Below are 13,319 nucleotides of genomic sequence, written 5' to 3' on the forward strand. Positions count from 1 at the left end.
GATGCCGGATTCACGCGTCGCCGAGCCGCCTGATGAGCGGGATCGCGGCGACGAGCGTCTGCATGTCTTCCGGATCGAGTTTCGCGAGCGCGGCCTGGAGCCACGCGTGTTTGGCGACGGTGCGCTGCCGTCGCGTATCGACGCCGGCGCGGGTCAGCTGGAACAGGATCTGGCGTCCGTCGGTCGGATGCGGCTTGCGCGACACGAGCCGTTCTTCTTCGAGGCTCGCGAGGATGGCCTTCATCGACTGCGGCTTCATCGATTCGGTGCGGGCAAGCTCGGCGGTCGTCATCGGCCCGTTCTGCTCGAGTCGCGCGAGCGCGCTGATCTGCGACAGATTGAGCCCGCTCGAATCGACTTCCGAACGCAGCCGGCGGATGAGTTGGCCGACGGCCAGCGTCAGGTCGGCGACGACGGTTTCGGCGGCGGCGCCGGGTTTGCGTGAGCTTGTCATGGAGCGGATCATAGAAGAAGACAGTTTAACTTGCAAGTTAAACTGTCTAATTGAATCGGGCGAAATGCCGGAGTGAGCGGCGACGCGAGCCCGCGCCGGCCGGGAAAGCGCGGTGCGATCACATCAGCGAGCAGGCCAGCCAGCGGCGGATTTTGAGCGCGTCGCTCGTCACGCCGTCGCGCGTCGGCGAGCCGAGCAGCACGATGGTTTGCGGCCGGCCACGCACGAGCGCGCGCATCACGACGCCGTGGCCCGCTTCATTGATGAAGCCGGTTTTCTGCAGCTGGATCGGCCACTGGCCGTAGCGCACCAGCGGATCGGAGTTCACGTAGTGCAGCTTGCCGTCGCCGGGATGGACGGTGCCCGACCTGGTGGTCGAGAAGCGTCGGATCAGCGGGTCGCGCGCCGCGGCATCGACGAGCAGCGCGAGCTCCTCGGCCGTCGACACGTTGCGCGGCGACAGGCCCGTCGGCTCCCGGAAGCGGGTGTGGCGCATGCCGAGCCGCCGCGCTTCGCGATTCATCGCGGCCACGAACGCGGGGCGCCCGCCCGGATAGTCGCGGCTCAATGCGGCCGCCGCGCGGTTCTCCGACGACATCAGCGCGATGCGAACCATGTCGCGGCGCGACAGCGTCGAGCCGACCGACAGCCGTGAATGCGTGAACTTGATCGCGTCGCGATCGTGCGAGCTCACGCGCAGCATGCCGTCCAGCGGGCGGTCCGCGTCGCGGGCGACGACCGCCGTCATCAGCTTCGAGATCGATGCGATCGGCCGCACGGTGCGCGCGTTGCGGGCCAGCAGCGGTGTGCCGGTGCGGACGTCGAGCACGTAGGCGGCGCGTGAATGCAGCGCGTTGGCCGCGCGCGGGCTGTAGCCGCAGCTCGCCAGCAGGCGGGGTTTTGATGTCGGGCGAGGGCGTGCCGAGGCGGCGCGTTTCGCGCGACGATGTTGCGGGGCCGGCGCGGCGTGGTGCTTGACCGCGTGATGTCGCGCGCGGGGGCGGGGGTGTCGGCCAAGCTTGCGGTGCGTCGGCGGTTTCTTGAGCTTGGCGGGTGTCGCATGCCCCTGCGCGGGACGGTGCGTCGCGCGATGGGCGGACGCGTTCGACATGAACGCGCACAACAGAAGCGACGCGATGATCAACAGAAAGGTCCGGGCGCGGGGGGCGCGCACGATGATGCCAGTCAAGCGGCAATCTCCTTTTTCACGCGGGATGGGCCGGCGCAATGCGCGAGCGGCAAAGAGGTGCGGGAGATTATAAGGGCGATCACGGCGCGCGACGAGCCGGGAACCCGCCGTGGCGGCGCGTGCAGCGCGTCATGCGCCTTTCATCGCCGCCCGCACGAACGACACGAAGCGCGACGTCACGGGATCGTCGCGCGTCGACGGCCACGCGAGCCCGACGCGCCACTTCGCGTGCTTGCCGGGCAGCGGCAGCACCGTCGCGTCCCGCAGCAGGTGCTGCGCGCGCGAAGGAATGAATGCGACTCCCACGCCCGCGGCGACCGACGTGAGCACCGACTGGACGTCTTCGGCCTGCTGCGTCACGTTCGGCACGAAGCCGCGTTCGATGCACCACCGGTCGACCTGCGCGGCGAGGCCGGCGCCGCGCGCACGCTGCAACGCGATGAAGCCGATTTCATTGAGCGCGTCGAGATCGGCCGGCACGCGCGTATGCCGAAGCTGCGGCGGCAGGGCCAGCGCGAGCGCTTCGTCGACCACCTTGAACGACGACAGCCCGTCCCCGGGCGGCAGGCGCATGAAGCCCGCATCCAGCTTGCCGGCCAGCATGCGGCGCGCCTGCTCGGCGGAAGACAGGTCGCTCAGCGTGACGGCGACGTCCGGATGCTGACGGCGAAACTCGGCGATGAGCCGCGGCACGATCGTCAGCACCGACAGGCAGATGCCGATGCGCAGGTGCCCGCGCCGGCCGCTGCTGGCTTCCCGCGCGCGCGACAGGATCTCGTCCGCGTCGCGCACGAGCGCTTGCGCATCCGACAGGAAGCGCTCGCCGAACGGCGTGAGCGCCGCGCCGTGCCGCCCCCGTTCGAACAGCCTGCCGCCGAGGCTCGCTTCCAGCGCGCCGATCTGCTTGCTGAGTGCCGGCTGGCTCATGTGCAGCGCGTCCGCCGCGCGGCTGAAGTGACGCAGGTCGGTCACCGTCAGGAACGTCCTGAGGAGTTTCAGTTCCATTCCGGAAAAGAATCATATCGGTCAAAACATTCATTTTACTGATCGATCGGCAGCGCGTTCAATACGGGCATGTCTTTTCCGAAATCGTCCTCCATGCCTGTTGGCCCCTCGATGCAGCGCCCGATTGCCGAGGCCGTTGAACCTGCCGCCGTGAACGCCTGTGCCGCCGATGACAAGCGTGACGCGGCGCCGGTTCGTGCTCCCGACCCACGCGGCGGGCGCGGCCGCCGCGTCCGCTTCGGCGACGCGATACCCGACGCACCCGCCCGCGCAGCGACAGGCGCGATCGCGATCAGCTTCGCCGTCGTGTCGCGCAAGCATTGGCCCCGCTGAGCGCCGGCGCGTCGCATCCGTTCGTGACGGAAGCGGTATAGTGTGTCGGCCGTCGCCGTTTGCTCCAGAGCAAACGCATTGTGATGGCCGGCAGGAGGCAGCACTGTGCTCCTGACGCGAGCCTCGTTTACGACCTCTGCCGCACGAAACCGATGACCACCGCATCACACGAAGACGACCTCGATCCCGCCCTTGTCGCGACCCTCGCGACGCTGCACGAAGCCGCCAACGATCCGGCCGGCAAGCCGTGGTCGCTGCCGAAGCTCGCGAAGCGCGCGCAGTTGCCGATGAGCACGCTGCGCCGCATGCTGACGCAGCTCGATGCCGGTGGCCTGACCACGACCACCTTGCGTGAAGACGGCACGGGCAGCGCGGCGCTGACCGACGAAGGGCGCGCGCTGTGCGCGCAGCTCTTCGATGCGACGTAAAAAAGGCGGGCCGCCCAAGCAGCCCGCCTTCGGTTGCCGCGAATCCGCGGCGCCTTACCACCGTGCCGTGATCCCGCCCATCACCGAATGGTCGTAAGTCTGGTCGTTCAAGCCGCGGCGATACCCGACGTCGAGATCGAGCCAGCGTTTCGGCGAATAGATCGCGCCCGCGATCACGAACGCCGGATTCGCGCCGGCGCCGGCCTCGGCATTGCGTGACATCCCGACGTCGGCGACCAGCTGCAGCTTGTCCGTCGCGCGGTAGATCGCCGCGCCGGAAACCTGCCAGATCGACGTCAGCTGGTCCTGCCGGTTCGGCTGGTACGCGATCCCCGCATTCGCCAGGAACGACACCTTCGCGACGTCGGCCTGCGCGAGCAGCGTCGCGCCGGCGCCGACGCGTCCGGTCCCGAGCCCGCGCCGGTCGTTGCCGGTCGGCATCGTCACCCTGGGCTTGAGCGCGACACTGAACGGTCCGTGCTCGACAAACCGCCATTTCATCCCGATCTCGACGTCGCCGAACCCCGCCCCGTTCTCGTCCGACCGCGTCTGCACGTGCGTATAGGGCGCGTTGACGTACAGGTCGACGTGCTCGCCGAAGCCGCGCGTCAGCGTCGCGTTCCACAGCCCGTGCCGCCCGGTCTCTTCCTGTTTCGACGTTTCCTCGGCGTTCAGTTCCAGTTGCCAGTTCGCGTCGCCCTGCGTGCCCGTATCGTCGCTGACGAGCGGATGGGTCGCGTATGCGCCGGACGGCGCGAAGAGGGCGCTCGCGACCGCGAGCGGAAGCATTCTTTTCATCACATCTCCTGGAATGCGTTGCGCGCGGCGGACCCGCGCATAGCGTGCGGGTCCGCCGATGTTCAAGCGCAAGGAATCAGAACCACTGCTTGTAGCGGCGCACGTAGATCGTCTTGACCGTCTGCGCGAGCAGGATGTAGCCGACCATCGTGGCCGCGAGCCACAGCCAGTAGCTGCCGGGCAGATGCATGAAGCCGAGCGCGTCCGCGAACGGCGAGAACGGCAGCCAGCAGCCGATCGCGATCGCGGTGATCGTCGACAGCAGCACCGGCAGCGCGGCCGTGCTCTGCAGGAACGGAATCTTCTGCGTGCGCAGCAGGTGCACGACGAGCGTCTGCGACACGAGGCTCTCGATGAACCAGCCGGAATTCATCACGATCTGGCCGCTCGTGCCGCCATGCAGGTGATACAGCGCGCCCGCGCCGAACACGGTCCACATCAGCAGGTACGTGGTGATGTCGAACACCGACGACGTCGGCCCGACCCACAGCATGAAGCGCTTGATGTTGCCGGCTTCCCACTTGCGCGGCTTCTTCAGGAACTCGGGGTCCATCCTGTCCCACGGCAGCAGCATCTGCGACGTGTCGTAGACGAGGTTCAGCACCAGCAGCTGGGTCGCGAGCATCGGCTCCCATGGCAGGAACGCGCTGGCGACGAGCACCGAGAACACGTTGCCGAAGTTCGAGCTGGCCGTCATGTTCAGGTACTTGAGAATGTTGCCGAACGTTTCGCGGCCCTTGATCACGCCTTCCTCGAGCACCATCAGGCTCTTCTCGAGCAGGATGATGTCGGCGGTTTCCTTCGCGATGTCCGCGCCGCTGTCGACCGAGATGCCGACGTCGGCATCTCGCAGCGCGGGCGCGTCGTTGATGCCGTCGCCGAGGAAGCCGACGGTGTGGCCGTTCGCCTGCAGCGCCGTGACGATGCGCGCCTTCTGCAGCGGCGTGAGCTTCGCGAACACGGTCGTGCGTTCGACGACCTGCGCGAGCGTCGCGTCGTCGAGCGCGTCGACCTCGGTGCCGAGCACCGGCTTGCCGGGTTCGAGGCCGACCTGGCGGCAGACCTTCATCGTGACGGTCGGGTTGTCGCCGGTCAGCACCTTCACGGCAACGCCGTTCTCGCGCAGCGCGGCGAGCGCGGGCGCGGCCGATTCCTTCGGCGGATCGAGGAAGGTCAGGAAGCCGCGCACGACGAGGTCGCGCTCGTCGGCGGTGCGGTATTGCTCGCGCTCGTCGCCGCGCGGGATCGCGCGGGTGGCCAGCACCAGCACGCGGAAACCGTCCTCGTTGTACGCGTTCGCCTGTTCGAGCAGCCGCTTGCGGGCGACGAAGTCGAGCGGCCGCACGCCGTCCTCATCCTGCACGTGGGTCGACACGGCGAGCATTTCCTCGACGGCGCCCTTGCAGATCAGCGTGTGCGTGCCGCGCGTGTCCTCGACGACGACCGACAGGCGGCGCCGCACGAAATCGAACGGCAGCTCGTCGATCTTCTTGTAGCCCTGCGGCTTCACGCGCTCGCCGATCTCGTTCGCGCGATTGACGACGGCGATGTCGATCAGGTTCTTCTGGCCGCTCTGGTGGAAGCTGTTCAGCCAGCCGAGCCGCAGGATCTCCTCGTTCTTGTGGCCGGACAGGTCGAGATGGTGCTCGAGGATGATCTTGTCCTGCGTGAGCGTGCCGGTCTTGTCGGTGCAGAGCACGTCCATCGCGCCGAAGTTCTGCACGGAGTTCAGGCGCTTGACGACGACCTTGCGGCGCGCCATCGCGACCGCGCCGCGCGCGAGGTTCGCGCTGACGATCATCGGCAGCATTTCGGGCGTCAGGCCGACGGCCACCGCGAGCGCGAAGGTGAGGGCGCTCAGCCAGTCGCCCTTGGTGAGCCCGTTGATCATGAACACGATCGGCACCATCACGAACATGAACTTGATCAGCAGCCAGCTCACGCTCGCGACGCCGCGGTCGAAGCTGGTTTCGATGCGCTTGTGGCTGACGACGTTGCGCGCGAGCGACCCGAAGTAGGTGTCCTCGCCGGTCGCGACGACGACCGCCGTCGCGGTGCCGCTCACGACGTTGGTGCCCATGAAGCAGACGTTGCCAAGGTCGAGCAGCGACTGCGATGCGTCGTTCGCGGCGGCGTGGCCCGCTTCGGCCGACTTGCCGGCGACCGCGCCGAGCGTGTCGTATTTCTCGACGGGCAGCGCTTCGCCGGTCAGCACGGCCTGGCTGATGAACAGGTCGCGGGACGTGATCAGGCGCACGTCGGCCGGGATCATGTCGCCGGCCGACAGGTGCACGATGTCGCCGACTACGACCTCGCGCATCGGAATGTCGCGCCGCGCAGGCTCGCTGGTGTCGGTCACCGCGCGCTGCACGGTCGCGGTCGTGCGCACCATCGCCTTCAGCTTCTCGGCGGCGCGCAGCGAGCGGAATTCCTGCACGAAGCGCAGCAGCGCGCTGATCGTCACCATCGTCAGCAGGATCGTCATGCCGACGTAGTCGCGATCGTCGGGCGCCGCGAACCAGACGTCGGTGCAGAAGCTGATCGCGGCGAGCACCAGCAGCACGTAGACGAAGGGATTGTGGAAGGACATCAGCAGCTGGCGGGTCCAGTGCGGCGGCTTGTCGTGCGCGATCTCGTTCGCGCCGTCGAGTTGCAGGCGGTCGGCGGCCTGGTCGTAGGTGAGGCCGCGTGTGCTGGTGCGCAGTGCCTTCAGCGTGTCCTCGAGCGGGCGGGCCGCTTCCTGCGCGGCGCGCATGATTCGCGGTTCGGCCGTCCGGCCGGCGCCGCCGGTCTTGATGAAACCGCGTTGTTTCTTGTGTGATGGGTTGCGTTGCGTCATGTGTCGCTCCTTGCGCACGAGGCGGCGGGCGGGGAGCGCACGTTATCGACGAACGAACGCTCCCCGCCGCGTCGCGTCAGGCGCGATCGGCTGTTGATCGGTGATGAGGGAGCCGCTCGCCGGCGCGCGATGCGCGATCGGACCTGCCGCGCGCATGGCCGCACCGGCGAGCGGTAATCGACTACTGTCGTCGGAATTCATCTGCACTCCTGTCGGTTGGCGGTCGGCGGCGCGGGCGGTCGATGGCGGTGCGTGCGTGACGGCACGCACGCCGGACGGCGCGCGAACGGAATGCGCACGCAGCAGCGCTGCGCGCGGGACGAGCGTGCGCGACCACGCGAGCGGTCACGTATCGTTCAAAAAAATTCGGCGGGAATCTGGCCGGTCAGGCCGGAAGGACGCCGCATCCTGCTTCCCGGGATGCGGCAGAAGACGAGGCTCTGCGCAGTTTCCTCAGGCGGCAGTCATGTTGGTCAAGGACCAACTACAACTCGCATCGGTGTTCACAGAACACTCCATGTGTTTAGACGGGGGCGATGGTAAAGGGCCGCAGTGCGAAGCGTCAACCCTTTCGTAGGACTTTTTTTCCGCCCGCGTCGGCTTCGCGTCATGCGTCGGCGGCCGGATCGTAAGGCTGCACCGTTTCCTGCTCGCCGGGCGCGTTGCGCGCGATGACCGCGCGCACGGCGGTCGTGTCGCTCAGGTTGAACGCCTGATGCGGGACGCCAGGCGGTATGAACAGGAACTCGCCGGCCCCGGTGACGATCGAGCGGCGCAGCCCCGGGCCATAGCGTGTTTCGACGCGTCCTTCGAGCACGTAGACGGCGGTCTCGAAGCCGACGTGCGTATGCGCGGTCGCGTGTCCGCCGGGCGGGATCACGACGATGTGCATCGACAGCCCGGTCGCGCCCGCGGTTTGCGCGGAAATGCCGACGAAATAGGGCAGGCGCTGGGCCGTGTCGATCTTCCGGTCGGGGCGGACCGCGACGAGCGGCGCATCCGCGTGATGGCTGGCTGGGGACATGGGCGCTCCTTCGAATGGCCCGAACGCTGCGCCGGCGACGAAACCGCGACGCGCCTGGCGGCGCGCACGGCGTTACGCGGCGCGTCAGATCGATTCTAGGTCACGCGGCGCGCGCCGGAAACGAAACGGGCCTTCGGCATGCCGCCGAAGGCCCGCCCACGGCCGCGTCGCCGACGAAGCGCGTTACAGCGCCGCCGCCGCTACCGCGGCGCCCGCATCGAGGATGCCCGAACCGGCGGGCATCGCCGAGCACGACGTGCCGGCCGCGAATTTCGCCGCACGCGCGCCGCCTTGCAGCTTCTGCTGGATCTGGGCCGGCGTGAGGTTGCCGTTCACGGAGAGCATCAGCGCTGCGACGCCCGCCACCTGCGGCGCCGCGAGGCTCGTGCCGTCCGCGAGGCCGTAGGTGTCCGTGTCGGGCGTGGTCTTGCCGCTGTTCGACGTCGACAGGATGTTGACGCCGGGCGCGCTCAGCGCGACGTCGCTGCCGAAGTTGCTGAAGGACGCCCGCCGGCCGGTCGCGTCGGTCGCGGCGACGGCGATCACGCCGCGGCAGTTCGCGGGCTGGTCGAACGCCGTCGAGAGCCCGTCGTTGCCGGCCGCGACGACGACGGTCACGCCCCGCGCGGTCACGTCGTCGATCGCCTGCTGGAACGTCTGGCTGCACGCGCCGGTGCCGCCGAGGCTCAGGTTGATGACCTTCGCCGGGTTCGTGTTCGTCGGTACGCCGCTGACCGAAATGCCGGCCGCCCAGCGCATCGCGTCCGCGATGTCGCTCGTCACGCCGCCGCACTTGCCGAGCACGCGCACCGGCAGGACCTTGCCGAGCCACGACACGCCGGCGATGCCCGTGCTGTTGTTTGCGACGGCGCCGATCAGGCCCGCGACGCGGGTGCCGTGCCAACTGCTGTCGCTCGGGCTGCTCGCGCAGTGATAGAACGGGCCGCTTGCGTTGTCGAGCTCCTGCTGCGTGACCCAGTCGCCCGGATCGGTCGCGTCCGGGCTGCGCCCCTGGCCGTTGTTGCTCGTGTTGACGTTGGTGATGAAGTTGTAGCCCCCCACCAGGTTGGACGCGAGATCCCCGTGCGGACGGTAGCCGGTGTCGAGCACGGCGGTCACGACGGTCGGCGAGCCCTTGGTGCGGGTCCAGGCGGCGGGCAGGTTGATGCCGGCCGTCGGATCGGTGGCATACCACTGCTGGCTGAATAGCGGATCGGTCGGCGTGTCGCGCACGCCCATCCGGCTGTCCGGCTCCGCGTAGTCGACGTCGGCATCGGCGGCGAAGACCTGCGCGAGCGCCGCCGCGTCGGCGGCGCTGACGGACTGACCGAGCGACAGCACGGCCGCGCCGCTCGCCATCGCCCGCTCGACCTGCACGTTCAGCTGCGAGTGGCCGGTCGTGCTCGCGAACGCGCGCGCGCTGCCGGTCGGCGCGACCCATTGGGTCATCGCCCGCTGGATCACGGCGTCGAACCGCGACGCGGCGTTGGTGGCCGCCATCGCGCGTGTGGCGGTCGACGCTTTCAGCTTGACGATCAGGTGGTCGACCGGCGGCGCGTTCGCCGCGATTGCCTGTTGCACCATCTGCGTGGACGCCTGCTGCGCGGCGCATGCGGCGTTGTTGGGCGACGACGGCGCGGGCGCCGGGGCGGGAGCCGGCGCGGCCGCGGAAGGCGCCGGGCTGCTGTCGCCGCCGCCGCCGCAACCGGCGAGCGGCAGCAGGGCCGCCGCGGACAGCATGCCGGCGAGGGCGCGTGCGTGCGTGAATCGGGCCACGGCGGGAGTGAAACGTTTGGCTCTCATGTTGGTTGTTCCTCTTTGGTAGCCGGTGTGCCGACAGTGGCGGTCGGCCGGTGGCTGCCCGGTCGCCGCCGCGTTTTCGCGGCGGCGTTCGGCAAACAGCCGGCCTTTCTCGTTGTTCTTGGGGCGGCCAGCGAGGGTTGCTGCGGCGCGCCACGCATTGGGTAACGGCCGGCGTGGGCGCTTCTTGAGCGGTTTCAAAAGAAAACATGACGGTCGCGCAAACGATAGCGTTGCTGCGCACCCGCACGAACGGGCGTTTCGAACGGGTGATCGTGCGCGACGGCCGGCGGCGGTGTCAGGCTGCGCGCAGCGGGGTCGGCACCCGGCATGCCGGCGCGGTGGTGCGGCGCTGCAGCAAGCCGGACGCATGGCCGCTGCGACGGTCCGGAAAAGGGGCCGGGCCGCGCTGTGCGCGATGGCCGGCCACCTTACGCTTTCCCTGATGCGGCGCGATTTTGTCGGGCGTACGATCGCAGTTCGTTCAACGATCCGTCAGGAGAACAGGCATGGACCGTCGCTACCGCTGGTTGGCTGTCGCGCTGTCGTACACGCTGGCGGGCGCCGCGCACGCGCAGGCGCTCACGGGCACGCTGAAGAAGATCAAGGACACGGGCGTCGTGTCGCTCGGCATCCGCGAATCGTCGGTGCCGTTTTCGTACTCGGACAACCAGCAGAAGAACATCGGCTATTCGCGGGACATCGCGTCGCGCATCGTCGAGCAGTTGAAGACGGAGCTGAACCTGTCCGGCCTCGCGGTGAAGGAGATTCCGATCACGTCGCAGAACCGGATTCCGCTCTTGCAGAACGGCACGATCGATTTCGAATGCGGATCGACGACGAACACGCTCGAACGGCAGAAGCAGGCGGCGTTCTCCAACAGCATCTTTCTCTACGGCATCCGCTTCAGCACGCGCAAGGATTCGGGTGTGAAGGACTTTCCGGACCTGGCGGGCAAGACGGTCGCGACGACGGCCGGCACGTCGGACGAGCGCCTGCTGCGCAAGCTGAACGAAGAGAAGGGCATGAGCATGACGATCATCAGCGCGAAGGATCACGCGGAAGCGTTCATGAACGTCACGACCGGGCGCGCGGTCGCGTTCGTGATGGACGAGCCGCTGCTCTACGGCGAGCTCGCGAAGGACCGGAATCCGGGCGCGTATACGGTCACGGGCACGCCGCTCGTCCACGAGAACTACGCGTGCATGATGCGCAGGGACGATCCGGCGTTCAAGCGCGTCGTCGACGGCGTGATCGCGAAGATGCAGACCTCCGGCGACGCGGAGAAGCTCTACGACCGCTGGTTCACGCAGCCGATTCCGCCGAAGGGGATGAACCTGAACTATCCGCTGTCGGCCGAGATGCGGCAGCTGTTCAGGAATCCGACGGACCAGGCTCAGTATTGACTTGAGCGGGGCGGGCGGGATCGTTGTGCGCGCAACCTGGCGTGCGCCAGATCACGCCCGGCATCTTCAATTCCTGATACCGGCTATTTGCCGCCAGCCATGTTGTTCGGCTCCGCCGTGCCGATAACCCGTGCTGGCAACAAACGAGCACATATCGAGGAATTCCCCCATGCACTTCTGGCGCAAGCTTTCCATTCAGCGCAAGCTGGTTCTCAGCATGACGAGCTGTCTGCTGGTCTTCGTGGCGATCTCGAGCGTGCTGAGCGTCCGCCTGATCGGCAGCGCGGTGCGCGAGCGCGTCGTGCACGACGAACTGCCGACGGCGTTGAACAGCATCCGCGCCGACGTGCAGCGCCAGCTCGCCGGACCGGTCGCGGCGTCGCGGCTGCTGGCCGGCGACGCGTTCCTGCTGCAATGGGAGGCCGAAGGCGAGCCCGACGCCGGCACGCGCAACTGGGTGCGCCTCGCGGAGAACGTGAAGGCGGCGCAGAAGGCGGCGTCCGTGCAGTGGGTGTCGACGACGAGCGGCAACTACTTCACCGAGGCGGGGCTGCAGCGCAAGCTCGGCGACAACGATCGGTGGCTGACGGCGTTCCTTTCCTCCGGCAAGCCGTTCGAGGTCAACATGGACCGCGACGTGACGCTGGGCGGCTACATGATGTTCATCAATGCGCGCGTGGAGCGCGACGGCAACCCGATCGGCGCGGCCGGCATGAGCCTGTCGGTGGACGCGCTGGCCCGGAACATCGCGGCCTACCGGATCGGCGAGACCGGCTTTGCGTACCTCGTGCGCCCGGACGGCGCGATCATGATGCATCGCGATACGGCGCTGATCGACGGCAAGCACTTCATGAAGGACGAACCCGGGCTGCCCGGCGACGCATCGGCCGTGCTGCTGGCCGGCAAGCCCTACGCTTACGTCAGCTATGCGGGGCAGGACGGCGCGCGCTTCATCGCGACGTCGTTCATTCCGGAGGTGAACGCCTATGTCGTGGTCCAGGTCCCGGAGGCGGAGCTGCTCGGGCCCGTGACCCGTGCGATCCGCAACGCGACGCTGGTGGCGACCGTCGCCGGGCTGGGCGTCGCGCTGGCGGTCATCCTGCTGGTGGGCCGGGCGATCGCCGCGCCGCTGCGGCGCGCGGCAACCCTGCTGGCCGAGATCGCCAGCGGGCAGGGCGACCTCACCCGCCGCATGACGGTCGAGAGCCAGGACGAGATCGGGCAGCTGTCGGACGCGTTCAACCGCTTCGTGTCGTCGCTCTCGACGCTGGTCCATCGCGTGCGGGCGGCGTCCGCGTCGATCGCGACGGGCTCCTCGCAGATCGCGACGGGCAACGCGGATCTCAGCGCGCGCACCGAAGGGCAGTCGAGCAACCTGGAGCGGACCGCGTCGTCGATGGAGGAGATCACCGCCGTCGTGAAGAACAACACGGAAACCGCCCGCACCGCGGCGCGGATGGTCAACGGCGCGTCCGAAACCGCCGTGCGCGGCGGACAGGTGGTCGGGGAAGTGGTGAGCACGATGGAGCAGATCAGCAACGCGTCGATCCGGATCTCCGAGATCATCGGGCTGATCGACAGCATTTCGTTCCAGACCAACATCCTCGCGCTCAATGCGGCCGTGGAAGCGGCGCGGGCGGGCGAGCAGGGCCGCGGGTTCGCGGTGGTGGCCTCGGAAGTGCGCAGCCTCGCGCAGCGCAGCGCGCAGGCGGCGAAGGAGATCAAGGTGCTGATCGAGCACAGCGCCGGGACGGTGAGCGTCGGCTCGCGGCTCGTCGGCGAGGCCGGCGAGGTGATCCGCGACGTCGTTTCGCAGGTGCAGGGCGTCAGTGCGCTGATGAACGAGATCGCCGAGGCGAGCCTCGAGCAAAGCGCGGGCATCGACCAGATCGGGGACGCGGTGCAGTCGCTCGACCAGATGACGCAGCAGAACGCGGCGCTGGTCGAACAGAGCGCGGCGGCGGCGGAGAGCCTCAACCAGCAGGCCGCGGAGCTGTCGCGGCTGATGGCGGCGTTCAAGGTCGACGGCTGACCCGACGGCCG

General features: G+C 68.4%; 12 protein-coding genes. 4 read left to right on the forward strand and 8 right to left on the reverse strand.

The genetic code is table 11. The features are described from left to right. Positions 1-10 precede the first annotated feature (10 nt). The 3 genes from HWX31_RS17820 to HWX31_RS17830 form a co-directional block, all read right to left on the reverse strand. A complete protein-coding gene (locus tag HWX31_RS17820) occupies positions 11-454 on the reverse strand; it encodes a MarR family winged helix-turn-helix transcriptional regulator (protein ID WP_244143770.1) in 444 nt (147 codons plus the stop codon). A 118-nt stretch (positions 455-572) separates the two neighbouring features. Continuing rightward, on the reverse strand, positions 573-1,643 hold the full coding sequence (locus HWX31_RS17825; RefSeq protein WP_174959734.1) for a serine hydrolase: 1,071 nt from the start codon (positions 1,641-1,643) through the stop codon (positions 573-575). A 129-nt stretch (positions 1,644-1,772) separates the two neighbouring features. Next, complete coding sequence (locus HWX31_RS17830; RefSeq protein WP_174959732.1) at positions 1,773-2,648, reverse strand: LysR family transcriptional regulator; 876 nt, start codon at positions 2,646-2,648, stop codon at positions 1,773-1,775. 69 nt (positions 2,649-2,717) lie between these two features. Between HWX31_RS17830 and HWX31_RS17835 the strand changes: the two genes are divergently transcribed. Together HWX31_RS17835 and HWX31_RS17840 are read left to right on the forward strand one after the other, a co-directional pair. Then, positions 2,718-2,981, forward strand: coding sequence for a hypothetical protein (locus HWX31_RS17835; RefSeq protein WP_174959730.1), 264 nt, complete (start codon positions 2,718-2,720; stop codon positions 2,979-2,981). A gap of 152 nt (positions 2,982-3,133) precedes the next feature. Then, positions 3,134-3,409: a helix-turn-helix domain-containing protein gene (locus HWX31_RS17840; protein ID WP_174959728.1), complete on the forward strand. Its 276-nt coding sequence runs from the start codon at positions 3,134-3,136 to the stop codon at positions 3,407-3,409. A gap of 54 nt (positions 3,410-3,463) precedes the next feature. Here the strand turns inward: HWX31_RS17840 and HWX31_RS17845 are convergent, their stop codons facing one another. The 5 genes from HWX31_RS17845 to HWX31_RS17865 form a co-directional block, all read right to left on the reverse strand. Next, a complete protein-coding gene (locus HWX31_RS17845) occupies positions 3,464-4,207 on the reverse strand; it encodes a transporter (RefSeq protein WP_174959726.1) in 744 nt (247 codons plus the stop codon). Between the two features lie 76 nt (positions 4,208-4,283). Further along, positions 4,284-7,046: a magnesium-translocating P-type ATPase gene (gene mgtA / locus HWX31_RS17850; protein ID WP_174959724.1), complete on the reverse strand. Its 2,763-nt coding sequence runs from the start codon at positions 7,044-7,046 to the stop codon at positions 4,284-4,286. A gap of 42 nt (positions 7,047-7,088) precedes the next feature. Then, positions 7,089-7,247 carry a hypothetical protein gene (locus HWX31_RS17855; protein WP_174959722.1) on the reverse strand — a complete coding sequence of 53 codons (159 nt, stop codon included), beginning with the start codon at positions 7,245-7,247 and terminating at the stop codon, positions 7,089-7,091. 406 nt (positions 7,248-7,653) lie between these two features. Beyond that, the gene (locus HWX31_RS17860) at positions 7,654-8,070 is read right to left on the reverse strand and encodes a cupin domain-containing protein (RefSeq protein ID WP_174959720.1); all 417 of its coding nucleotides are present in this window, start codon (positions 8,068-8,070) and stop codon (positions 7,654-7,656) included. A 183-nt stretch (positions 8,071-8,253) separates the two neighbouring features. Beyond that, positions 8,254-9,873, reverse strand: a complete 1,620-nt coding sequence (locus HWX31_RS17865; RefSeq protein WP_174959718.1) for a S8 family peptidase — start codon at positions 9,871-9,873, stop codon at positions 8,254-8,256. Between the two features lie 506 nt (positions 9,874-10,379). Here HWX31_RS17865 and HWX31_RS17870 point away from each other — a divergent pair. Next, the gene (locus HWX31_RS17870; protein WP_174959715.1) at positions 10,380-11,276 is read left to right on the forward strand and encodes a glutamate/aspartate ABC transporter substrate-binding protein; all 897 of its coding nucleotides are present in this window, start codon (positions 10,380-10,382) and stop codon (positions 11,274-11,276) included. A 169-nt stretch (positions 11,277-11,445) separates the two neighbouring features. Next, complete coding sequence (locus HWX31_RS17875; protein WP_174959713.1) at positions 11,446-13,308, forward strand: methyl-accepting chemotaxis protein; 1,863 nt, start codon at positions 11,446-11,448, stop codon at positions 13,306-13,308. The last annotated feature ends 11 nt before the right edge of the window (positions 13,309-13,319 follow it).

This window comes from Burkholderia ubonensis (genome assembly GCF_902833085.1).
GTDB classification, from domain to species: domain Bacteria; phylum Pseudomonadota; class Gammaproteobacteria; order Burkholderiales; family Burkholderiaceae; genus Burkholderia; species Burkholderia ubonensis.

Coding starts and splice junctions, on each gene's coding strand:
- HWX31_RS17820 (WP_244143770.1), bottom strand. CDS start 454: ATGACAAGCTCACGCAAACCCGGCGCCGCCGCCGAAACCGTCGTCGCC.
- HWX31_RS17830 (WP_174959732.1), bottom strand. CDS start 2,648: ATGGAACTGAAACTCCTCAGGACGTTCCTGACGGTGACCGACCTGCGT.
- HWX31_RS17835 (WP_174959730.1), top strand. CDS start 2,718: ATGTCTTTTCCGAAATCGTCCTCCATGCCTGTTGGCCCCTCGATGCAG.
- HWX31_RS17840 (WP_174959728.1), top strand. CDS start 3,134: ATGACCACCGCATCACACGAAGACGACCTCGATCCCGCCCTTGTCGCG.
- HWX31_RS17845 (WP_174959726.1), bottom strand. CDS start 4,207: ATGAAAAGAATGCTTCCGCTCGCGGTCGCGAGCGCCCTCTTCGCGCCG.
- mgtA (WP_174959724.1), bottom strand. CDS start 7,046: ATGACGCAACGCAACCCATCACACAAGAAACAACGCGGTTTCATCAAG.
- HWX31_RS17855 (WP_174959722.1), bottom strand. CDS start 7,247: ATGAATTCCGACGACAGTAGTCGATTACCGCTCGCCGGTGCGGCCATG.
- HWX31_RS17860 (WP_174959720.1), bottom strand. CDS start 8,070: ATGTCCCCAGCCAGCCATCACGCGGATGCGCCGCTCGTCGCGGTCCGC.
- HWX31_RS17865 (WP_174959718.1), bottom strand. CDS start 9,873: ATGAGAGCCAAACGTTTCACTCCCGCCGTGGCCCGATTCACGCACGCA.
- HWX31_RS17870 (WP_174959715.1), top strand. CDS start 10,380: ATGGACCGTCGCTACCGCTGGTTGGCTGTCGCGCTGTCGTACACGCTG.
- HWX31_RS17875 (WP_174959713.1), top strand. CDS start 11,446: ATGCACTTCTGGCGCAAGCTTTCCATTCAGCGCAAGCTGGTTCTCAGC.